The organism is Sphingomonas sp. IC-11, assembly GCF_021043365.1.
Classification (GTDB): domain Bacteria; phylum Pseudomonadota; class Alphaproteobacteria; order Sphingomonadales; family Sphingomonadaceae; genus Sphingomonas.
Window position 1 is genome coordinate 330381 of sequence record NZ_JAJNDU010000002.1, and the last position, 23329, is coordinate 353709.

The following is a 23329-nucleotide window of genomic DNA, read 5'->3' on the forward strand; positions in this document are numbered from 1 at the left end:
CGATCGTCGGAGCGGTGCGGTTACTCGGCCGCCTCGGCCAGATCACCGTCGTCCGCGTCTTCCATGCTCTTCAGCTCGACGTTGAGGCCCAGCGAACGCATTTCCTTGACGAGCACGTTGAAGCTCTCCGGAATGCCGGCCTCGAACGTGTCGTCACCCTTGACGATCGCCTCATAGACCTTGGTACGGCCGACCACGTCGTCGGACTTTACCGTCAGCATCTCCTGGAGCGTGTACGCAGCACCATAAGCCTGCAGCGCCCACACCTCCATTTCGCCGAAGCGCTGGCCGCCGAACTGCGCCTTGCCGCCCAGCGGCTGCTGGGTGACTAGGCTGTACGGCCCGATCGAACGTGCGTGGATCTTGTCGTCGACGAGGTGGTGCAGCTTCAGCATGTAGATGATGCCGACGGTCACCTTGCGGTCGAACTGATCGCCGGTGCGCCCGTCGAACAGATCCGACTGACCCGACGGATCAAGACCCGCCAGTTCGAGCATGTTGGCGACGTCCTGCTCCACCGCACCGTCGAACACCGGAGTGCCCATCGGAACGCCGGGCTTCAGGTTGTTCGCCAGCTCGATGATGCCCTGCGCGTCACGTGCCTCGATCTCGTCGACATAATGTTCGCCGTAGATCGTCTTCAGCCGCTCCTTCACCGCCTCGGGCATGGCGCCCGGGGTGGCATCCGGATTGGCTTCACGCCATTCCTCCAGCTGCTGCGCGATCTGTTGGCCGAGGCCGCGGGCGGCCCAGCCAAGGTGCGTCTCGAAGATCTGGCCGACGTTCATGCGCGACGGCACGCCCAGCGGGTTCAGCACGAGATCGACCGGCGTACCGTCGGCGAGGAACGGCATGTCCTCCACCGGCAGGATGCGGCTGATGACGCCCTTGTTGCCGTGACGGCCGGCCATCTTGTCGCCCGGCTGCAGCTTGCGCTTCACCGCGACGAACACCTTGACCATCTTCAGCACGCCCGGCGGCAACTCGTCGCCACGCTCCAGCTTCTCGCGACGGTCCTCGAACTTCTCCTTAATGAGCTTCGCGGCCTCGTCGTACTGCGCCTTCACCGCTTCGAGATCCGACTGGACCTTGTCATCGGCGACCGCGAACTTCCACCATTCGTGGCGGTCGACGCTGTCGAGCATGTCCTGATCGATCACGGCACCCTTCTTGGGGCCGCCCTTCGGCACCGCAGTCGCGGTCTGGCCGATCAGCATCTCGCGCAGGCGAGACCACGTGGCGCGGTTGAGGATCGTGCGCTCGTCGTCCGAGTCCTTCTTCAGGCGCTCGATCTCCTCGCGCTCGATCGCCATCGCGCGCTCGTCCTTGTCGATGCCGTGGCGGTTGAAGACGCGAACGTCGACGACCGTACCGGCAACGCCCGGCGGCAGGCGGAGCGAGGTGTCACGCACGTCGCTGGCCTTTTCACCGAAGATCGCGCGCAGCAGCTTCTCTTCCGGCGTCATCGGGCTTTCGCCCTTCGGCGTGATCTTGCCGACCAGGATGTCGCCCGGCTCGACCTCGGCACCGACGTACACGATGCCCGCCTCGTCGAGGTTGCGCAGCGCTTCCTCGCCGACGTTCGGAATGTCGCGCGTGATGTCTTCCGGCCCGAGCTTCGTGTCGCGGGCCATCACCTCGAACTCGTCGATGTGGATCGACGTGAAGACGTCATCCTTCACGATCCGCTCGGAGATGAGGATCGAGTCCTCGTAGTTGTAGCCGTTCCACGGCATGAACGCGACGAGCGCGTTACGGCCGAGCGCCAGCTCGCCGAACTCGGTCGACGGGCCGTCGGCGAGGATGTCGCCGGCGTTCACCACGTCGCCCACCTTCACCAGCGGGCGCTGGTTGATGCAGGTCGACTGGTTGGAGCGCTGGAACTTCATCAGCGAGTAGATGTCGACGCCCGACTTGCCGGCATCGACCTCACCCGTGGCGCGGATCACGATACGGCTGGCGTCGACCTGGTCGACGACGCCGGCGCGGCGTGCGGCGATCGCCGCACCCGAATCGCGTGCCACCGTCTCTTCCATGCCGGTGCCGACGAACGGCGCTTCCGCCTTCACCAGCGGGACGGCCTGACGCTGCATGTTCGAGCCCATCAGCGCGCGGTTCGCGTCGTCGTTCTCGAGGAACGGGATCAGCGAGGCGGCGACCGACACGAGCTGCTTGGGCGACACGTCCATCAGCGTGATCGTCTCGGGCAGCGCCATGAGGAATTCGCCGGCCTGACGGGCGGAGATGAGATCCTCGGTGAAGCGGCCTTCGGCGTCGAGCTCGGCGTTCGCCTGCGCAACGGTGTGCTTCTGCTCTTCCATCGCGGAGAGGTACACGACCTCGCCGGTCACCTTGCCGTCCACCACGCGGCGGTACGGCGTCTCGATGAAGCCGTACTTGTTGACGCGCGCGAACGTCGACAGCGAGTTGATGAGACCGATGTTCGGGCCTTCCGGCGTTTCGATCGGGCAGATACGGCCATAGTGCGTCGGGTGAACGTCGCGGACCTCGAAGCCCGCGCGCTCACGCGTGAGACCGCCCGGCCCGAGGGCCGAGACGCGGCGCTTGTGCGTCACTTCCGACAGCGGGTTCGTCTGGTCCATGAACTGCGACAGCTGCGACGAGCCGAAGAATTCACGCACCGCGGCGACCGCCGGCTTCGCGTTGATGAGGTCGTTCGGCATGACGGTCGACACGTCGACCGAGCTCATGCGCTCCTTCACCGCACGCTCCATGCGGAGCAGACCGACGCGATACTGGTTCTCGAGCAGCTCGCCCACCGAACGCACGCGGCGGTTGCCGAGATTGTCGATGTCGTCGATCTCGCCCTTGCCGTCCTTCAGGTCGACGAGGGTCTTCACGACCGCCAGGATGTCCTCGGTGCGCAGCGTCGTCACCGTGTCCTCGGCGTCGAGGTCAAGGCGCATGTTGAGCTTCACGCGGCCCACGGCCGACAGGTCGTAGCGGTCCGGATCGAAGAACAGGCCAGCGAACAGCGCTTCCGCCGTCTCGAGCGTCGGCGGCTCGCCAGGGCGCATCACGCGATAGATGTCGCTCAGCGCCTGCTCGCGCTCTTCGGCCTTGTCGGCCTTCAGCGTGTTGCGGATCCACGGGCCGGTGGTGACATGGTCGATGTCGAGCAGCTCGATCCGGTCGATGCCGGCCTTGTCGAGCTTCTCCAGGCTTTCCGGGCCGATCTCGTCACCGGCCTCGACGTAGATCTCGCCGGTCTGCTCGTTGATGAGGTCATAGGCCGAATAGCGGCCGTAGATTTCCTCGGTCGGGATGAGGAGGTCGGTCAGGCCGTCCTTGGCTGCCTTGTTGGCGGCGCGCGGCGTCACCTTCGTGCCCGTCGGGAACACGACTTCGCCCGAGTTCGCGTCGACGAGGTCGAACGTCGGCTTCACGCCGCGCCAGTTCTCGGCCGCGAACGGGATGCGCCAGCCACCCTGGCCGCGCACATAGGTGACGCGGTTGTAGAAGTGGTTGAGGATTTCCTCGCTGTTGAGGCCCAACGCGTAGAGCAGCGCGGTGACCGGCAGCTTGCGCTTGCGGTCGATCCGGACGTTGACGATGTCCTTGGCGTCGAACTCGAAATCGAGCCACGAACCGCGATACGGGATCACGCGTGCGGCGAAGAGATACTTGCCCGAGGCGTGGGTCTTGCCGCGGTCATGATCGAAGAGGACGCCCGGCGAGCGGTGCATCTGGCTGACGATCACGCGCTCCGTGCCGTTGATGAAGAACGTGCCGTTCTCCGTCATCAGCGGCATGTCGCCCATGTAGACGTCCTGCTCCTTGATATCGAGCACCGAGCGGGTTTCCGTTTCCGGATCCACCTCGAACACGATCAGGCGAAGCGTCACGCGCATCGGCGCGGCATAGGTGATGCCACGCTGGCGGCATTCCTCGACGTCGAACTTCGGCGGTTCGAGTTCGTAGTTCACGAAGTCGAGCTCTGCCGTGCCGGCGAAGTCGCGGATCGGGAACACGCTGCGCAGCGTCTTCTCGAGACCCGAGACATAGCCGATCGAGGGGTCGGATCGCAGGAACTGTTCGTAGCTCTCGCGCTGCACCTCGATCAGGTTCGGCATCTGCACCACTTCGTGGATGTTGCCGAACACCTTGCGGATGCGGCGCTTTGCGGTGCCGCCTTCGATCGCCTTGGTTGCCATGTAGCTGTCTGCCTTGGTCTAATTCGTCCGGGCGCAGGACAAGACGCCAAAAGGCCGCTCGTTCTGTGTCTTACGGACACAAACGGCAGCCTTGAAGCGTCTTATGAAACCACCGACTTCCATCCGTTCGACACGGTGCGCGAGGCCATGCCATTTCCCGAAGCTGTGGTGATGGAGCGGATATAGGAGCCGTGTTGGATCGCGTCAACCACGCATCCAACAGCGGCCCCATGCTGAGTCCGCGAAAAGGAAAGGGGCAGCCGTAGGGGGGGGGGCGGCCGTGGCCGCCCGCACTGCACGACTGGAGGTGCATCGGCCGCTGCGCGGAGAAGATCGGCCTCGCGTGCCCGGGCGCCGGCCAGCGGACAAGTGCGAGAGGCGCAAGAGAAGTAGCCGGGGCGCCGGCGTGCAGTGGCCGGTTGATCCGCGAGCCCCGGCAGGATTATCGCCAGTCGCTTCAGCCGTGACTTCAGCGCGAGCCGGAGGCGGGATGCTCGACCGCGTGCTGCCGGCCTGAGCGTCGCCGATCATCCAGCCGGGTGCGACAGTCGGGGCGGCGTGGGAGATGCTGGAATGAAGAAACTGCTGCTGCTTGCCGGCGCCGCGCTGGCGCTTACCCCCGTTGCGGCGCAGCAGACGCCGCCGCCGTCCGGCGACGTTCCCAGCGGCTTCGCCTATCCGATCGATGCACGCGACTATATCCGCCGTGAAGTCATGATCCCGATGCGCGACGGCACCAAGCTGTTCACCGTTATCGTGATTCCCAAGGGTGCGGCGAACGCCCCGATCCTGCTGACCCGAACGCCCTACAATGCTGCCGGCCGGGCCAACCGGGTCGCCAACAGCCCGAACATGGCCTCCCTGCTGCCCCAGGGTGACGAGCCGTTCGTCCGGGCGGGGTACATCCGGGTGTTCCAGGACGTGCGCGGCAAATACGGTTCGGAGGGCGACTATGTGGTTACCCGTCCGGTGATCGGGCCGCTCAACACCACCAAGGTCGATCACGTCACCGATGCCTATGACACCATCGACTGGCTGGTGAACAAGGCGAACCTGCCGGAATCGAACGGACGCGTAGGGATGCTCGGCTCCTCCTACGAGGGTTTCACCGTCGTGATGGCCCTGCTGAACCCGCACCCGGCACTGAAGGTCACCGCGCCGGAAAGCCCGATGATCGACGGCTGGATGGGCGACGACTGGTTCCACTATGGCGCGTTCCGGCTGGCCAATATTGCCTGGCTTGGTCGTCAGACCGGCTTCAAGGGTTCGGGATCGGAACCGGTGTCGGCGATCTATGACGATTACGAGCAGTTCCGGCGGATCGGATCGGCCGGTGCCTGGGCGGAAAAGTCCGGCTATGCCAAGCTGCCCTATTGGCAGCGCATGGTGTCCCATCCGGCCTATGACGGGTTCTGGCAGGGCCAGGCGCTCGACAAGCTGCTGGCCGCCAACCCTTCCAACGTGCCCACCATGTGGGAACAGGGGCTGTTCGATCAGGAGGACATGTATGGCGCCATCACCACCTGGGAGGCGCTGAAGGCCAAGGGCAAGGCCGGCAACAACTTTCTGGTGATGGGCCCGTGGCGTCACAGCCAGGCGAACTACGACGGTTCGTCGCTGGGCGACTTCAAGTGGAACGGCGACACGGCCACCGAGTGGCGCGAACAATATCTGTTCCCGTTCTTCGACCAATATCTGCGGGACGGCCGGCCCGCTTTCACGCCGCCGCAAGCGCTGATCTACAACACCGGCGACAATCGCTGGGACAAGCTGTCGCAATGGCCGCTCGCCTGCGACAGCGGATGCGACGCGCCGCTGACGCCGATCTATCTGGGCGCGGACGGCGCGCTAGGGTTCCAGAAGGGCGGGGCGGGCGGCGACAGCTATGTCTCCGACCCGGACAAGCCAGTGCCGCATCTGCCGCGCCCGGTGAACTTTGGTGACGGGCGCTGGGGCGCGTGGCTGGTTTCCGACCAGCGATCCGTCGACGGCCGTACCGATGTGATGACGTACCAGACCGCGCCGCTGACCCAGGCGGTGCGTGTCTCCGGCGCGCCGATGGCGGATCTGTTCGCCAAGACCACCGGCACCGACGGCGACTTCGTCGTGAAGGTAATCGACGTTTATCCTGACGATTACCCGAACGAGCCGAAGAAGGGCGGCTATCAACTGCCGATCAGCCTGGACATCTTCCGCGGGCGTTATCGCGACAGTTTCGAAAAGCCGACGCCGATCCCCGCGGGCAAGGTCCAACGTTATCGATTCCGCCTGCCGACCGTGAACCATGTCTTCAAGCCGGGGCACCGCATCATGGTGCAGGTCCAATCGTCGCTGTTCCCGCTATACGATCGTAATCCGCAGAAGTACGTGCCCAACATCTTCCTTGCGAAAAAGGAGGATTATCAGAAGGCGACGGTGACGCTTTCGCGGGGCGGTGCGCAGGCAAGTGCGGTATGGCTGCCGGTTGTGGCCAGCGGCGAGACGCCGTCGCGGCCGTGAGTGGTTGTCCGGCGTTCAGGTTGGCGCGGTTAGCGCGATGAGCATGGCAGGGGTGACGAAGATGCGGTTGGCAGCCGGAGTGGCGGCGCTTTGCATGGCAGGCATGGCGAGCGCGCAAGTGCCGCCGACGACGGTGCCGGACGTGGGCAATTACAGCCTGCCTGAATCGCCCCGACCTGCGCAGCAGAGCCCGCTGCTGAATCCGGCGCCAACGCCGTCTCCGGCCCCGACCGAGGCGCTGCCGGTGATTGCGCCACCTGCCCCTACGCCGACCGCCACCCCGCGCGCCGCACCGGTACGCACGCCGAACCCGACACCCACTCGTGCGCCGGCACCGCGGGCGACGCCGACGCCAACCCCATCGCCCCGAGCCACGGCAGCCCCGAGCGCAGCAGCCACTCCGGCGGCAACACGGGAGGCCGTGCCGGCAGCGACGCCCGCTGCTCCACTGACGCCCGAAGTGCTGCCGGCGGAGCCATCAACCGCCGACACCCCCGCGTTGCCAGTACCCGCCGCAGAACCGACAGCGGCTTCGGTCGAGCCGGCGACCGGTGGCAATGGCGGCAATTGGCTGTGGACAGTGCTGATCGGTGTCCTCGTGCTCGCCGGTGCCGGATTGTTCCTGTGGCGCCGTCGGGCAAGCCGGATGGATGCGCTACCGGCGCCAATGGAGCCAGCCGAGAACTGGTCGGTCGCGGACGAGGTGGCCGAACCTGCGCCGGCTCCGGCCCCGTCGCCGGTTGTACCACCTGCGCCCGTTCAGCCCCCGGCATCGGCACCACAGGCTCCGGCACCCGTCACCGCCGCCCCGCGTTTTCTCGACCTGTCTGACAAGATGCCACCGGCCCGCATCGAAGTGGGCGAGCCAGTGGTGCGCCGCGCCGGCCTCAACATGATCACGGCAACGGCAGACCTGACGGTTGAGGTGCGCAACGTGTCGGACGTGCCGGCACGTGGCGTCACGCTGGACGTGCGGCTCGCCAGCGCCCAGCCCAATCAGGATGCGGCGATTGCGGCGATGTTTGCCGGGCCGGTACCCCGGCCGGCAGCGCCGCCCTTTGACCTCGCACCGGGGGAAAGCCGCCGGGTCCGTACGCTGGTGACGATGGCGCGCGACTCGATCACGGTGCTTCAGGCTGGCGGGCGGCCGATGTTCGTGCCGGTGGTGGCGATCCGCGCCATTCACGCCGGCGGGCAGACGGTGACCGTTCATGCGCTGGGCATCGAGCGGCCGGGGCAGGCGAAGCTGGGGCCGTTCTGGCTCGACCAGCCCGGGCGGATGTTCGACACGGTCGGCGTGCGCCCGCACAGCGGCCAATGGTAAGGCATCGCGACCTGCGGAGGTTCAGCGCTTCGTCCACAGGGTGACGGTACCCACGCGGCGTGCCGGCCGGTAGCCCTGCATTGCCCGCGCGAGTGGTGGGTGAGCAGCAATCCATCGCGGCCCCGGAACGTCATCAACCAGAATGATGTCGGGCCGATGACCTGTGATGTCGGCGGCCAGCAGCGCGGCATCGTCCTGCTCGGCGCGTTCATAGGCGCGGCGAGCGGTTGCCGGCAGCGCGGGATTTTCGAGTTGCTGCCAGGCGTTGCCAGTCACCCATTGGCTGCCGCGTGTGCCGACCCACTCACCCCCAACCCAGCGGGTGAGTGGATGGCCGAGCGAGAAATCGAAGGAAATGCCGATCAGCCGCGGGTGCGCTGGACCAAGACGCTGCACGGCGTCGCTGAGGGCGCGGGGCTCCGGCACGCGGGCGTAGCTGTAGGTGGCGAACAGGGCGAGTATGGCGGCGCAGACGGCCCCGAATGCGCGGGCATGGCCGGGGCGCGAAAGATGCAGCGTGATCGCCAGAAGTGACGTCGCGACCGCGGGATAGCCGTGGTTGAGATAACCCTTGCCCTGAACCAGCCCGGCAGCGGCGAAGCCGGCGGCGGCGAGCAGCAGGACGACGACATCGTTCGTCGGACGCGCGCGGGCCAGCCACAGGGTAAGGATCGCAACGGTGGCCGGGATGGAGACCATCGTGCCGGTCAGAAGATGGCCCCAGCTGTCCCGTCCCGGCAGGTACACGAGCCGAAGCAGCGGCAGCATGTGCGCGGTATAATCGGGAAAGACGAGCAGAACGATCAGCAGATAGCCAACCCCTGTCGCGGCCAGCGCCAGCCATTCCGGTGACTTCAACACGTCGAGGCTGCGCTGCCGCGCCGAGGACCAGAGCTGTGGAAGGGCAAGGGCGAGGATCAGGTGAGGCTTGATGGCCACCATGATACCGGCGCCGATCCCGGTCGCCCAGGCATCGCCGGCGCGAACGGGCAGGTTCCGGGTCCGCCTGACGATCACGGCCAGGCAGGGCAGGCCGGCGATCAGCGCAACATGCTCGCGCTGCGCAAACAGATCAGCGGGCAGAACCAGCAGGATGAAGGCTCCGGCAGCGCCCAGCGATGCCAAAGCCGCGGGCGGCACCGCGAGGATCCGGCCCACGTGGCGGAGCGACAGGATCGCCAGCATGCTTGCCAGCAGCACCGTCACTGCCTCCGGCGCGATCCCGAGCAGCCCGGCCGTGGCGACGGACGGTATGTATAGCAGAACCGAGGCGGGCGGATTCACCTCCTCGATGTCACGGTACAGGCGGGCGCCGTCGAGCACCCGCTCGGCCGTGGTGATCAGCCAGGAAACGTCGCAGTTCAGCGAGGACAGCGCCTGCTGAACCAGCGCGGCCACGATCACGAGCATCGGCCACCCCGGTCGAAGCGCCGATGATGGCAGCCGGTAGGTGGGGAGCGCGCCGGTGATCACCGGCGGGGCGGTAGCGCCTCAGTGGTTGAAGCCGGGTTACCGCGGCGAACTGGCCCTCCGCAGCGGGCGGGCCTTCATCGTGTCAGATACGAAAAGGGCGGCACCCGCGAAGGTGCCGCCCTTTCTGTCGGCTGGTCCGCCCCGGGAGCGGATCCCATGACGTCAAACGTGCGCCTTGGCCCACGTCGGCCGGCCTTGTGCGAAGCGCGGGCTGCTACGCAGCCCGCGCCAGCACAGCGGCTTACTTGAGCTCGACGGTCGCGCCAGCTTCTTCCAGCTGCTTCTTGATCTTCTCGGCCTCGTCCTTGGACACGCCTTCCTTGATCGGCTTCGGCGCGCCTTCGACCAGGGTCTTCGCTTCGGTCAGGCCGAGGCCCGTGATCGCGCGGACTTCCTTGATGACGTTGATCTTCTTGCCACCGTCGCCGGTGAGGATCACGTCGAACTCGGTCTTCTCTTCAGCGGCCGGAGCAGCTGCGCCGCCACCAGCTGCCGGAGCTGCTGCAACCGCTGCTGCGGCCGAAACGCCCCACTTCTCTTCGAGGAGCTTCGAGAGCTCAGCCGCCTCGAGGACGGTCAGTTCGGACAGCTGGTCAACCAGCGCGTTCAGGTCTGCCATGATATACTTCCTTTGAAACGATCGAATGAAACGATGCTGCCTGACGGATCAGGCGGCTTCCTTTTCCGAGTAAGCTGCAAGCACGCGCGCGATCTGCGCGGCGGGCGCCTGGGTGATGGTCGCGATCTTGGTGGCCGGGGCCACGATGAGACCGACGATCTTCGCCCGGAGCTCGTCGAGCGACGGCATCGTCGCAAGCGCCTGAACGCCTGCCACGTCGAGCTTGGTCGCACCCATGCCGCCGCCGACGATCTCGAACTTGTCGGTCGTCTTGGCGAAATCCACGGCTACCTTGGCAGCCGCGACGGGATCGACCGAGGTCGCGAGACCGACCGGACCGGTGAGCATGTCGCCCAGCGAATCATAGTCGGTGCCATCGAGCGCGATCTTGGCAAGCTTGTTCTTCGAGACCTTGTAGACGGCACCGGCCTCGCGCATCTTCGTCCTCAGCTGCGTCGACTGTGCGACGGTGAGGCCGAGGTTGCGGGTGACGACCACCACGCCGACCTCGGAGAAGGTCTGCTTGAGTTCGGCGACGGCTGCGGCCTTTTGAGCACGATCCATGCCATTCTCCACACTATGACCGCATCCCGAAGGCTGCGGCCGGTTACGATCCGTCCGCACGAAACCGTGCGAACGGGTTGTCCAAGGGCACCCCGTCAAAGTGATACTTTGACAGGACCCGAGTGAAGGGGAATGGGAAGCAGTCGCGGGCCCAATGAGCCACGCGGCAGACCGGAGCGCCAGGACGCTCGCGGTGAAATCCTGTCCCCGTCTCGGCGGGGCATTAAGGGCCCTGTGGCCCACCCGCTGTCTCGGACGGCGCCGCACGCCCGAGGGGTACGGCAAGCGCAGCCCCATAGCGGAATGGCGCTGTGGGTCAAGTGTCTTTGAACCCACATCAAATCGCAACCGGAACGACATCGTCTCGCCACGGCGCCGTCATCCGCGCCCGGCACAGCCTGTCCAGACAAGCAGCCCCGGGGGGACCCATGACCGATTCGACCTTTCTTTACGATGACGGTGACATCGACACGAACCGAAGCGCGAACGGTCACCTCAACGACCTGATTGCGCAGCGCTATTCGCGGCGGCAGACGCTGCGCGGCGGGCTGAGCGCGATGACCACGGCAGTGTTCGGCGGCGTTCTGCTGGCTGGCTGCGACGACGAGACGATCACGAGCGAGCCGGTGAAGGTGAGTGCGGGCAGCGCCGTCGCTACCACCGCCGGCAAGACGGTGACGCTGCAAGGCACGGCAAACACGGGCGCCCAGTCGATCGGCTGGGTGCAGGTGAGCGGGCCTTCCGTAACGCTGAGCGGCACGAGTGGCACGACCGCGACCTTTATCGCTCCGGCGGTGAGCACTGCCACGCCGCTAGTGTTTCGCTTTACCGGCGTGGGGGCGGCTGGCGACAGCGCCACCGCGGACACCACCGTTACCGTTTCACCGGCGACCTTGGACTTCGCCGCCGTTGCCAAGAACCGCAACGACCTGGTGACCGTGCCGGCCGGCTATACCGTAACGGTGCTGTACCGGCTGGGCGATCCGATCAACGCCAGCACGCCTGCCTATGCCAATGACGGGACGGACACGAACTTCGCGGCGCGCGCGGGCGATCATCATGACGGAATGAGCTTCTTCGGTCTCGCCGCAACCGGCACCAGCCGGGATCCGGCGGGCAGCACGCGCGGGCTGCTGGTGCTCAATCACGAAAACATCACCGAGAGCTATTTGCACGCGCGGGGCCAGACGACCACGGGCGGTGTGCGGCCGGAAGCGGAAGCGATCAAGGAGATCGAGGCGCATGGCGTTTCGGTGATCGAGGTGACTCGAGGGGCTTCTGCCTGGAGCTACGTGCAGGCGTCCGCGCTCAACCGGCGGATCACCCCGAACACGCCGATGGCGTTCAACGGTCCGGCGCGCGGCCATGCGCTGCTGCGCACGCTGTATTCCAAGGAGGGGACGCAAGGACGCGGCACGATCAACAATTGCGCCAACGGCACCATGCCCTGGGGCACCTACGCGACCGCAGAAGAAAACTGGGCCGGTTATTTCCGGCGCGATCGCGGCGATGCCGCGGTGCGCATTGCGGCTGGCCAGGCGAAGGAGAATGCCAGCCTGTCGCGCTACGGTATCAGCGAGGGTCGGGCGGGCAATTACGGCTGGACGACCGTGACACCATCGGATCCGTCCAGCACGGTCTTTCGCAAATGGAACGCCACCGCCGTGGCCGACGCGGTTGCAGACGGCACCGCCGATTTCCGCCACGAGCCGTTCCAGTACGGCTGGATCGTCGAGATCGACCCGTACAATCCGCAGTCGACGCCGCGTAAGCGAACCGCGCTCGGCCGCATGAACCACGAAGGCGTGGAGCCGAGCCGGATGGTCGCCGGCGTCAGGCCCGCCTTCTACATGGGCGACGACGCGCAGAACGAATATATCTACAAGTTCGTGTCGAGCACGCCCTGGTCGGCCAGTGACGCCAATGCCGCTGACCGGCTGGCGGTGGGCGACAAGTATCTGGATGCCGGCACGCTCTATGTCGCGAAGTTCAATGCGGACGGCAGTGGCCAGTGGCTGGCCCTGACGTTCGGATCGGGCCCGCTGACCAGTGGCAATGCGACCTATCCGTTCGCGGATCAGGCCGACGTGTTGATCAACGCCCGTATCGCCGCCGACCTGTTGGGCGCGACGCCGATGGACCGGCCGGAATGGACCGCGGTGAATCCAGCGAATGGCGAGATGTATTGCACGCTCACCAACAATTCGTCGCGCAGCCCGGCGCGCACCGATGCCGCCAATCCGCGCGCCTATGTCGATCCGCGCACCGATGGCCGCAGCAACAGCGCGGGCAACGTCAACGGCCATGTCATCCGCCTGCGCGAGAATGGCGACACGACGGAGGCCGTGGCCTTCACCTGGGACGTCTATGCCTTCGGATCGGGCAGCGACCTCAACAAGGACAATATCAACCTGTCGGGGCTGGACGACAGCAACGATTTCTCCTCGCCCGACGGCCTGTGGTTCAGCCTGCCGACCAACGTCGCAGGGCAGGGGGCGAGCCCGGTGATGTGGCTGCAGACCGATGATGGCGCCTTCACCGATGTGACCAACAACCAAATGCTCGCCGCCATCCCGGGGCGCGTGGGTGACGGGGGCACGAAGACGGTGAACAATGCGACGCCGGCTGGGACCAGCACGGCGACGACGCGCGTCGGCAAGGCGCCGGGCGCGACGCTGAAGCGGTTCTTGGTCGGGCCGAAGGAATGCGAGATCACCGGCATCACGTCGACGCCTGACGGAAAGGCGCTGTTCGTCAACATCCAGCACCCCGGCGAGAATGGCGGCCCGGACAACATCACGTCCAACTGGCCGGCCTCCCAGGGCGGTAGCGCCAGCCCGGGAACGCGTCCGCGGTCCGCGACGATCGTGATCACGCGCCAGGATGGTGGCTTGGTCGGGATCTGAAAAGGTGGGGCGTCATCCTAGTGGATGAGGATGGCGCCCCCGCATTCCGGCCCTTATTCCGGCGCGATCAGCGATCCGTCCGGATCGCGCCAGCCTCGCGCACCGCCTTCAGCGTCGGCCAGCCATTGACCGCCATCAGCAGGTCGGCCTCGGCGAGGATGCACTTCAGCACGTGCGCGCAGCCCGCCGCGCCGCCCAGCGCCAGGCCATAGGAATAGGGCCGGCCGAGGCCCACGGCGTCAGCGCCGAGCGCGATTGCCTTCACCACGTCGGTGCCCGATCGGATGCCCGAATCGAACAGCACCGGCACGCGCCCTGCGACCGCCTCGGCCACCGCCGGCAGCATGTCGATCGCCGCGATCCCGCCGTTCGCCTGCCGTCCGCCGTGGTTGGAAACGTAGATGCCATCCGCGCCGGTATCGATCGCACGGCGCGCGTCGTCGGGGTGGCAAATCCCCTTCAGCACGATCGGCAGCTTGGTGATCGATTTCAACCAGGCCATGTCGTCCCACGTCAGCACCTTGCCGAACGTCGCGCCCCAGGTGCCGATCGCGGTGCGCAGATCCTCCTCCGGCGCTTTGCCGCCCAGCATCTGGCGAAAGCGCGGGTCGACGAAGTAATTCTGCAGCACATGGCCGCGCAGCTGCGGGAAGTTGGACGGGTTGAGATCGCGGGGTCGCCAGCCGGTCACCCAGGTGTCGAGCGTGACGACGATGGCCTTGTATCCGGCGCTTTCTGCGCGGGAGACGAGGCTTTCGGCCAGTTCCTTGTCGCGCGGCGTGTAGAGCTGGAAGAACGCCGGGGTTTCCGCGCAGGCGGCCTTCACGTCCTCCAGCGGATCATTCGAGAGGGTGGAGGCGGTCAGCGGGACGCCGGTCATCGCCGAGGCCTGCGCCGCGGCCACGTCGCCATGCTGGTCCTGCGTCATCATGCCGGTGACGCCGATCGGGGCCATGAACAAAGGCGAGGGCAGCTTGAGCCCGAACAGATCGATCGACAGGTCGCGGTGCGTCGCGTCGACCATCATGCGTGGCACCATGCCCCAGTGGCGGAAGGCGCGGGCGTTCTCGTCCTGGGTATATTCGTCGCCGCAGCCGCCCTGGACATAGGTCAGCACATGCGGCGGCAGCGCGGCTTGCGCGCGCTTTTCCAGCGTCGGGAAATCGACCGGATAGGTGGGGACGATGCCGGACAGGCCGGCGCCATAGATCTGGGTCTGCAAGTCGCCGTAATGCGGCATGGGGTACGCTCTCCTTTGCGCGCATTGTCGCGGGCTGGAGAGGCGTTGTCACGCCTTGCGACCAGAAAAGCGGTCAGCCGATAAGCTGTTGATATAGCCCGATGTAATCGTCCGCCATGCGCTCGACGCTGAACCGTTCGGCAACGCGGGCGCGGCAGGTGGCGCGGTCGATCTCCCCCACGCGCTCGATTGCCGCGACCGCCTCGTCCAGCGTGTCGACGAGGAAACCGGTGACGCCGTGTTCGATCAGTTCGGGCATCGAGCCGCGATTGTAGGCGATGACGGGGGTGCCGCAGGCCATCGCCTCCACCACCGACAGGCCGAAGGGTTCGTCGAAGCCAATGAGGTGGAGGAGGGCGCTGGCCTGGCCCAGGGCGCGGGTGCGTTCTTCGCCGCCGACGACGCCGCGGAAGATGACGCGGTCGTTGTCGATGTGCGGCGCGACGTCGCGTTCGTGATAGCCGTGGTCCTGCACGAGGCCCGCCATGACCAGCCGCCTGCCGGCCGCCTTTGCCGCGGCAATGGCAGCGTGGGGGCCTTTATCCGGATGTATTCGGCCGAAAAAGAGCAGGTCCTGGCCACCAGTTTCGTCAAAGGGAAAATCGCCCAGGGGGATTCCGTGATGGATCGTCGCGGCATAGCGCAATGAGGGGTGGCGATCGGCGTCGCTGATCGAGACGTAGTGAACGTGATCGTCATAGCGCTGGTACACCGGCACGATCCGTTCGGAGGAAAAGCCGTGGATCGTCGTCAGCATCGGCGTGTCGATCAGCCGCGACCAGGCGAGCGGCATGAAATCGGCCTGGTTGTGGATGAGGTCGAAATCGCCCGCGCGCTCGATGCAATGCGCGATGTGCATCGCCTCCCACACCTTGGCGTCGAGATGCGGTGGCTCCGAATAGCCGCGCGGGGCGACGCCCTCCAGCTTGCCGGCGGTGCGCGAATTCTGCGTGGCGAAAAGCGTGACGTCGACGCCGCGCGCGACCAGCGCCTCGGTCAAAAGGCTCGTCACCAATTCCCACGGGCCATAGCCGGTCGGCGGCGTCGGCCAGGAGATCGACGACAACATGGCAATGCGCATCAGGCGAGTAGCTCCACGACATAGGCTTCATCGGCATCGACAATGCCGTCGAAGGTTGCCCGCGTGCCGGTGGTAACGATGATCCGGCCGGGGCGGGTGGCATCAGGCAGCGCAACATCGCGCGGTGCGCTGCCGAGATTGAGGACGACCAGCAGCCTTTCGTCGCCGTGGCGGCGCTCATAGGCGAGCACGTCGGTCGGTGCGGCGTGCAGCGTCATGCTGCCGAGTGACAGCGCAGCGCTGGTGCGGCGCGCGGCGAGGAGGCGGCGGTAGAGCCAGAGCATCGAGGCCGGGTCCGCCTCCTGCGCCGCGACATTGCGGGTGCGCCAATCGGGGTGGAGCGGCAGCCACGGCTCGGCGGTGGAAAAGCCGGCGTTGGGCGAGGCGTCCCAGGCCATCGGCGTGCGCGAGCGATCGCGGCCGAGCCCCATGCCGGGCTGGCGCAGGTCCTGCGGGTCGCGAATCCGGTCAGGCGGGATGTCGACCTTTCCGATGCCGATTTCGTCGCCCTGATAGAGTGTCGGGGTGCCGCGCAGCGTGAGCAGCAGCATGGCGGCGACACGGGCTTGGCGCTCCCCGATGCGCGCGGCGATGCGCGGCGCGTCGTGGCTGCCGATCACCCAATTGGGCCAGCCGTGTTCGGGAATGGCGGCATCATAGCTGGCGATCAGCGCGGCCAGCGTATCGCGATCCCAGGGATTCTCGATCAGCTCGAAATTGAAGGGCAATTGGACGTAGGGCTGATCCGCCGGGCCGTACCAGCGCATCAGGCGATCGAGCGGCAGGAAGATCTCCCCCACCAGCAAGGTCTCGCCATAGCTGTCGGCAAGCTCCCGGAACTGGCGGGCGAAGGCATAAGCCTCGGGCTGGTCGGTCGAGTTCAGCTGAATGAGGCGCAGCTTCTCCGCCATCCCCTCGCGCCAGTCGGGGTTGGGCGGATTGTCCGGCAGGCCTTGCGCCTTCACGATGTGCCACAACACGTCGATGCGGAAGCCGTCGACACCGCGGTCGAGCCAGAAGCGCAGCACGTCGGTCATCGCCGCCACTACCTCAGGATTGCGCCAGTTGAGGTCGGCCTGCTCCTTCAGGAAGGTGTGGAGATAATATTGGCCGGTTGCGGGATTGAGCTCCCACGCTGGGCCGCCCATGTCGCTGATCCAGTTGTTGGGCGGGCCGCCGTCCGGCGCGGGATCGCGCCAGAAATACCAGTCACGTTTCGGATTATCACGGCTGGCGCGGCTTTCGACGAACCAGGGGTGCTGCGTCGAGGAATGATTGGGGACGAAATCGAGCAGCAGCTTCAGCCCGCGCGCATGGACCGCGGCGAGCAGGCGATCAAAGGCGGCGAGATCGCCGAACATCGGCTCTACGCCGGTGTAATCGGCGACGTCATAGCCGAAGTCGGCCATCGGCGAGGGGAAGATCGGCGAGAGCCAGATCGCGTCGACGCCGAGCGAGGCGATATGATCGAGATGCGCCTCGATGCCGGCGAGATCGCCGATGCCGTCGCCATCGCTGTCCGCGAAGGAGCGTGGATAGACCTGATAGATGACGCCGCGCTTCCACCAGGGCGCAGCGATGGTGCCCTCGCTCATGCGGTTCGTAACGCCTCGGCAACGGATGGGTTCACGCGGGCCATGCCGCCGGCGGCAGCGCGCAACAAAAAAGGCCGGAGGTTGTCCCACGGCCTTCTTCGTTACGCTAACTGAAACGTCGGATCAGGCCGAAGCGACTTCCGCCACGTCGATCTTGATGCCCGCACCCATGGTGCTGGAGATCGCGACCTTGCGGACGTACTTGCCCTTGGCGCCGGCCGGCTTGGCCTTGACCACCGCGTCGACCAGCGCGTCGAAGTTCGCGCGCAGGTCCTCGGCCGGGAAGCTTGCCTTGCCGATGCCCGAGTGGATGATACCGGCCTTCTCGACGCGATATTCGACCTGGCCGCCCTTGGCAGCCTTCACCGCCTCGGCGACGTTCATCGTCACGGTGCCGAGCTTCGGGTTCGGCATCAGGCCCTTGGGACCCAGGACCTTACCGAGACGGCCGACGATGCCCATCATGTCCGGGGTCGCGATGCAGCGATCGAAGTCGATCTTGCCGCCCTGGATGGTTTCCATCAGGTCTTCCGCACCGACCACGTCGGCGCCGGCAGCCAGTGCCTCTTCAGCCTTTGCGCCGCGGGCGAATACGCCGACGCGAACGGTCTTGCCGGTGCCCTTGGGCAGCGTGACGACGCCGCGGACCATCTGGTCAGCGTGACGCGGATCGACGCCGAGGTTCAGCGCGACTTCGATCGTCTCGTCGAACTTGGAGGTCGCACCCGACTTGGCGAGGCTGATCGCCTCGTCGACGCCGTGCAGCTTCTCGCGGTCGATCGTGATCGCCTTCTGCTTCTTCGTGAGCTTCGCCATGGGATTAACCCTCCACAACCTGGAGGCCCATCGCGCGAGCGGAGCCTTCGATGATCTTCGTTGCTGCGTCGATGTCGTTCGCGTTCAGGTCCTTCATCTTGGCCTGTGCGATCTCGGCGAGCTGCGAGCGCTTGATGGTTCCCGCGCTGGTCTTGCCCGGCTCCTTCGAGCCCGACTTCAGGTTCAGCGCCTTCTTGATGAGGAAGGTCGCCGGCGGCGTCTTCGTCTCGAAGCTGAACGAGCGGTCGGCGTAGACGGTGATGACGGTGGGGAGGGGCGAACCCTTTTCCATGTCAGCGGTCTGCGCGTTGAACGCCTTGCAGAATTCCATGATGTTCACGCCGCGCTGACCCAGCGCCGGGCCGATCGGCGGCGACGGGTTTGCAGCGCCGGCAGGCACCTGCAGCTTGATATAGCCTGTGATTTTCTTCGCCATGTCACTCTCTTTAAGTTTAGCGGTGGTCGCGGGCGCGTTGCCGCACCCTCCCGCAAGCGTTCCAGCGATTTACCTGGAAGAGCGCGCGCATAGCGGGGTCGCGCGGGAAAATCCAGTCCCGTGCACGACCCGCGCTGCGCCGCCTGCGTGGCCGGTCAGGTCATCGCCATGAGGCTGGCATTGCCGCCCGCCGCGGTGGTGTTGATCGAGGTGGAAACCTCCTCGACCAGCCATTCGAGGCGATAGTCATTCGCCTGCGTCAGCACGATCGGGCCGTCGAGCGCGGCGAGTCGCTGCTGCAGGCCCTGCACACGCGCCGCGTCGCCCTCGATCAGCGCGCCGGCATAGGGACCATCGTTCGCCCAGTCGCTGGTCCAGCGGACGCGCGCCGCGATCGGCGCAGGCAGATCGGTGCGGAGCGCCGAGTCCACCACCAGATCGTTACCGGTGGCGAGCGCGGCGGCGAGCTGCGCCATCAGCCCGGCGCTGGTTTCCGGCAGCAGCAGGATGCGGCCGCGCGGGTGGAGGGCATAAAGGTTGCGCTCACCCACCGCGCCGTCGAGCTCCGCCTCGAGGCCGAGCGGGGAGGTGGCGGCGATGTCGCGGGCGTGCGCGGCGCCTGCGGTGTCGCCGTGCTGTTCGAGCCAGAGTGCGAGGTCGCGGGTGGCCGCATCCGTGGCGGTCGAGGTGCCGGCGGGCGCCTCAACTGCGCCGCGCACCAGCCGGCCGAGGTAGAGCGGCCCGCCCGCCTTTGGCCCGGTGCCCGAGAGGCCGCGGCCGCCGAAGGGCTGCACGCCGACGATCGCGCCGATGACGTTGCGGTTGATGTAGAGATTGCCCGCCTTCACCCGCGCGGTGACATGGGCGATCGTCTCGTCGAGGCGCGTGTGGAGCCCGAAGGTCAGGCCATAGCCGGTCGCGTTGATGCGATCGATCAGCGCGTCGAGCCCGCTGCGCTTGTAGCGGATGACGTGGAGCACCGGGCCGAACACCTCGCGCTCCAGCTCGGCAATGTCAGGGAGCTCGATGATTGTCGGCGCGACGAAGGTGCCGTGCGTGGTCGCCTCGCCAAGCGGGAGCGAATCGACCTTGTGCCCGCGGTCGCGCATCGCGGCGATGTGGCGGGTGATGTTGTCTTGCGCCTCGGCGGTGATGACCGGACCGATGTCGACCGCCAGCCGGTCGGTACGGCCGATGCGCAGCTCCTGCAGCGCGCCGCGCAACATGGTGAGGATGCGGTCGGCGACCTCCTCCTGCAGGCACAGGATGCGCAGCGCCGAGCAGCGCTGGCCGGCGCTGTCGAAGGCGGAGGCGATAACGTCCGCCACCACCTGTTCGGCGAGTGCGGAGCTGTCGACGATCATCGCATTCTGGCCGCCGGTCTCAGCGATGAGCGGGATTGGCGCGCCATCGGCCGAGACGCGGGTGGCGAGTTCGCACTGGATCAGCCGGGCGACTTCGGTGGAGCCGGTGAACATCACCGCGGCGGTCTCCGGCGCCGCGACCAGCGCAGCGCCGATCGCGCCGTCGCCGGGGACGAGCTGAAGCGCGTCGGCGGGGATGCCGGCCGCGTGGAGGATGGCGACCGCCTGTGCGGCGATCAGCGGGGTTTCCTCGGCGGGCTTGGCCAGCACGGTGTTGCCGGCGACGAGCGCGGCGGAGACCTGCCCGGTGAAGATCGCCAGCGGGAAGTTCCACGGGCTGATGCAGGTGACGGTGCCGAGCGGCCGGTGCGCGGGGCCGAAGCTGCGGCGCGCCTGGTCGGCGTAATAGCGCAGGAAGTCGATCGCCTCGCGAACCTCGCCGATCGCGTTAAGGACCGACTTGCCCGCCTCGCGCACGGTCAGCCCGATCAGCTCGGCCATGCGCGCCTGCATCGTGTCGGCGGCGCGATCGAGGATGGCGGCACGGTCGGCCGGGGCGACGGCGGCCCATGCGGGGGCGGCGGCAGCGGCGGTGCGCGCGGCGGCGGCGGCCTGCGCGGGGCTTGCCTCGACGACGGTGCCCACGGTGTCGCGGTGGTCGGCGGGGTTCAGGACGGGGCGGGGCGTGCCCTGACCATCGGCGGGGGCGGCGCGCCAGTTGCCGTGCGCACCGGCCTGCATCGTCTCGCCCAGCGAAGCGAGCGTGCGCTCGTCCGCGAGGTCGAGCCCGTCGGAGTTGCGGCGGCGGGGGTAGAGATCAGCCGGAAGGGCGATCGCGGCGTGCTTCTGCCCCGGCGTGTCGGTCGCGCGAACGATCGCGACGGGATCGGCGACGAGGTCGGCGATCGAAACCTCGGGATCGGCGATGCGGTTCACGAACGAGCTGTTGGCGCCGTTCTCCAACAGGCGGCGGACGAGATAGGCGAGCAATGTCTCGTGCGTGCCGACCGGGGCGTAGATGCGGCAGGGGCGGTTGAGCTTATCCGCGCCGACCACCTCGTCATACAGCGGCTCGCCCATGCCGTGGAGGCACTGGAATTCGTAATCGCCGATGGTGAAGTCGGGGCCGGCCATGGCGTGGACGGTCGCCAGCGTCTGCGCATTGTGGGTGGCGAACTGCGGGAACACCGCGTCGCGGTTCGCCAGCAGGCGGCGGGCGCAGGCGAGGTACGAGACGTCGGTGTGGATCTTGCGCGTGTAGACGGGGAAGTCCGACTGGCCGTCGACCTGCGCGCGCTTGATCTCGGCATCCCAATAGGCGCCCTTGACCAGACGGACCATGATGCGGCGGTTGGCGCGGCGGGCGAGGTCGACGATCCAGTCGATGACGAAGGGGCAGCGCTTGCCATAGGCCTGGATGACGAAGCCGAGGCCGTGCCACCCGGCGAGCGCGGGATCGAGTGCGAGGCTTTCGAGAAGGTCGAGCGAGAGTTCGAGGCGGTCGGCCTCCTCCGCGTCGATGTTGAAGCCGATGTCATAGCCGCGGGCGATCAGCGCGAGGGCGCGGACCCGGGGCAGCAGCTCGCCCATGACCCGGTCGGCCTGGGCGCGGGCGTAGCGGGGGTGGAGGGCGGACAGCTTGATCGAGATTCCCGGGCCGGCGTAGATGCCGCGGCCAGCGGAGGCCTTGCCGATCGCGTGCACCGCGGTCTCATAGTCGCGATAATAGCGGTTGGCATCGGCGGCGGTGGTCGCCGCCTCGCCCAGCATGTCGTAGCTGTAGCCGAACCCGCGGGCCTCGAGCGGGCGGGCGCGTTTCAGCGCCTCTTCGATGGTCTCGCCGGTGACGAACTGTTCGCCCATCATCCGCATCGCCATGTCGACACCGCGGCGGATGACGGGTTCGCCGGCCCGGGCAATGAGGCGGGTGAGGGCGGCGGCCAATCCGCGGTCGTTGACGCTGTTCGTCAGCTTGCCCGTCACCACCAGGCCCCAGGTGGCGGCGTTGACGAAGAGGGAGCGGCCGTCGCCGATGTGGCTGCGCCAGTCACCGCCGGCGATCTTGTCGCGGATCAGCGCGTCGCGGGTTTCGTCGTCGGGGATGCGGAGGAGGGCTTCGGCGAGGCACATCAAGGCGACGCCTTCCTGGCTGGACAGGGCATATTCCTGGACGAGGCCCTCGACACCGGTGCCCTTGTGCTTGGCCCGCAGCGCCGTGATCAGCTTCGTCGCTGTCGCCAGCGCTTGCGCCTTCACCGCATCGGGTAGCGTCGCCTCGTCGAGCAGGGGGGCGAGCGCCTCCGGCTCCGGGCGGCGGGTGGCGGCGGTGATCGCGGCGCGAAGCGGCGTCGCGGGGCGGATCGGCGGGGCGAAATCGGCGAACAGCGGTTCCATGGCCGCAAATATAGCGATTCCGCCACAGGCCATCCGACTTTTGATCGCGCCCCCGTCAGGCTATTTAGCCGGCAAACCCGGTGTAGGACAGGCCAGATGGACGAGATCGACGCGTTTGACCGGAAAATCATCGCGGTGCTGGAAAAGGACGGGCGCCTTTCCGTGACCGAACTGGCCAAGCGGGTGGGCCTGTCCAAGACACCGTGCCAGACGCGGCTGAGGCGGCTGACCGACCGCGGCTATATCCGCGGGTTCAAGGCCGTGGTGGACCCGGAGAAACTGGGCCTTGGCCATGTCGCCTTCACCGAGGTGAAATTGTCCGACACGCGCGAGGCGGCGCTGGCGGAATTCCGCCGCGGCGTGCTGGCCATTCCGGAAGTGGAGGAATGCCACATGATCGCCAGCAGCTTCGACTATCTGCTGAAGATCCGCACCCGCGACATCCGCCAGTATCGCGACGTGCTGGGGGAGCGGATCTCAACGCTGCCGCATGTCGCCAGCACCTCCACCTTCGTGGTGATGGAGACGATCAGGGAAGGAGGGTTCTAGCCGGCCGCGGTGAGCGGGGCGGTGGCGGCAGCAGCGGCATCGCGCTGCGCCGCGGTTGCGGCCTCGCGCTCGTGACGCTGGACGGCGACCCGCTCGGCGCGCTCGGCCATGGTTTCCCACGCACGCGCGGCGCGTTCGCAGCGATCGCGCACATTGGCGAGCGTCGCGCCCTGGGCATTGGCCATCTCGGTCGCGGCGCGGGCCCGGTACATGGTTGCATCATCGGCCATCGGGGGAAGCTCCTTGGTTCGAGGATCCGCGGGCCGGCACCATTGCCGGCCCACGTGCAACGGG

Annotated in this window: 15 protein-coding genes; 4 read left to right on the forward strand and 11 right to left on the reverse strand. The window is 67.0% G+C overall.

Going from position 1 to position 23329, the window contains the following annotated elements; all coding sequences use genetic code 11:
- Positions 1–20 precede the first annotated feature (20 nt).
- Positions 21–4175 (reverse strand): DNA-directed RNA polymerase subunit beta, encoded by a 4155-nt coding sequence (gene rpoB, locus LQ954_RS10220; protein ID WP_231022963.1) that lies wholly within the window; start codon positions 4173–4175, stop codon positions 21–23.
- 573 nt (positions 4176–4748) lie between these two features.
- On the opposite strand from rpoB, the gene LQ954_RS10225 reads away from it, so the two are divergent.
- Both LQ954_RS10225 and LQ954_RS10230 read left to right on the forward strand, forming a co-directional pair.
- Positions 4749–6674 (forward strand): CocE/NonD family hydrolase, encoded by a 1926-nt coding sequence (locus tag LQ954_RS10225; protein ID WP_231022964.1) that lies wholly within the window; start codon positions 4749–4751, stop codon positions 6672–6674.
- A 43-nt stretch (positions 6675–6717) separates the two neighbouring features.
- Positions 6718–7998, forward strand: a complete 1281-nt coding sequence (locus LQ954_RS10230; RefSeq protein ID WP_231022965.1) for an LPXTG cell wall anchor domain-containing protein — start codon at positions 6718–6720, stop codon at positions 7996–7998.
- Positions 7999–8019: 21 nt separating this feature from the next.
- Here the strand turns inward: LQ954_RS10230 and LQ954_RS10235 are convergent, their stop codons facing one another.
- The 3 genes from LQ954_RS10235 to rplJ form a co-directional block, all read right to left on the reverse strand.
- Entirely contained in the window at positions 8020–9471 is a 1452-nt protein-coding gene (locus LQ954_RS10235; protein ID WP_231022966.1) for a hypothetical protein, read from the reverse strand.
- 241 nt (positions 9472–9712) lie between these two features.
- Complete coding sequence (rplL, locus tag LQ954_RS10240; RefSeq protein WP_227771693.1) at positions 9713–10090, reverse strand: 50S ribosomal protein L7/L12; 378 nt, start codon at positions 10088–10090, stop codon at positions 9713–9715.
- A 48-nt stretch (positions 10091–10138) separates the two neighbouring features.
- A complete protein-coding gene (gene rplJ, locus LQ954_RS10245) occupies positions 10139–10654 on the reverse strand; it encodes a 50S ribosomal protein L10 (protein ID WP_227771692.1) in 516 nt (171 codons plus the stop codon).
- A 428-nt stretch (positions 10655–11082) separates the two neighbouring features.
- On the opposite strand from rplJ, the gene LQ954_RS10250 reads away from it, so the two are divergent.
- A complete protein-coding gene (locus LQ954_RS10250; protein WP_231022967.1) occupies positions 11083–13560 on the forward strand; it encodes a PhoX family protein in 2478 nt (825 codons plus the stop codon).
- Between the two features lie 67 nt (positions 13561–13627).
- On the opposite strand, the gene LQ954_RS10255 is transcribed toward LQ954_RS10250, so the two are convergent.
- The 6 genes from LQ954_RS10255 to putA form a co-directional block, all read right to left on the reverse strand.
- Positions 13628–14800 carry an alpha-hydroxy-acid oxidizing protein gene (locus LQ954_RS10255; protein WP_231022968.1) on the reverse strand — a complete coding sequence of 391 codons (1173 nt, stop codon included), beginning with the start codon at positions 14798–14800 and terminating at the stop codon, positions 13628–13630.
- Positions 14801–14873: 73 nt separating this feature from the next.
- A complete protein-coding gene (locus tag LQ954_RS10260) occupies positions 14874–15881 on the reverse strand; it encodes a glycosyltransferase family 4 protein (RefSeq protein WP_231022969.1) in 1008 nt (335 codons plus the stop codon).
- On the reverse strand, positions 15881–17476 hold the full coding sequence (locus tag LQ954_RS10265; RefSeq protein WP_231022970.1) for an alpha-amylase family glycosyl hydrolase: 1596 nt from the start codon (positions 17474–17476) through the stop codon (positions 15881–15883). Before LQ954_RS10265 ends, LQ954_RS10260 begins: the two co-directional genes overlap by 1 nt.
- 123 nt (positions 17477–17599) lie before the next feature.
- A complete protein-coding gene (rplA, locus tag LQ954_RS10270; RefSeq protein ID WP_046406428.1) occupies positions 17600–18292 on the reverse strand; it encodes a 50S ribosomal protein L1 in 693 nt (230 codons plus the stop codon).
- Positions 18293–18296: 4 nt separating this feature from the next.
- Positions 18297–18728 carry a 50S ribosomal protein L11 gene (gene rplK, locus LQ954_RS10275; RefSeq protein ID WP_046406429.1) on the reverse strand — a complete coding sequence of 144 codons (432 nt, stop codon included), beginning with the start codon at positions 18726–18728 and terminating at the stop codon, positions 18297–18299.
- Between the two features lie 155 nt (positions 18729–18883).
- Positions 18884–22486: a trifunctional transcriptional regulator/proline dehydrogenase/L-glutamate gamma-semialdehyde dehydrogenase gene (gene putA, locus LQ954_RS10280; protein ID WP_231022971.1), complete on the reverse strand. Its 3603-nt coding sequence runs from the start codon at positions 22484–22486 to the stop codon at positions 18884–18886.
- Between the two features lie 96 nt (positions 22487–22582).
- On the opposite strand from putA, the gene LQ954_RS10285 reads away from it, so the two are divergent.
- Positions 22583–23035 (forward strand): Lrp/AsnC family transcriptional regulator, encoded by a 453-nt coding sequence (locus tag LQ954_RS10285; RefSeq protein ID WP_231022972.1) that lies wholly within the window; start codon positions 22583–22585, stop codon positions 23033–23035.
- On the opposite strand, the gene LQ954_RS10290 is transcribed toward LQ954_RS10285, so the two are convergent.
- A complete protein-coding gene (locus LQ954_RS10290) occupies positions 23032–23265 on the reverse strand; it encodes a hypothetical protein (protein ID WP_231022973.1) in 234 nt (77 codons plus the stop codon). The genes LQ954_RS10285 and LQ954_RS10290 overlap by 4 nt on opposite strands.
- Positions 23266–23329: the final 64 nt, after the last annotated feature.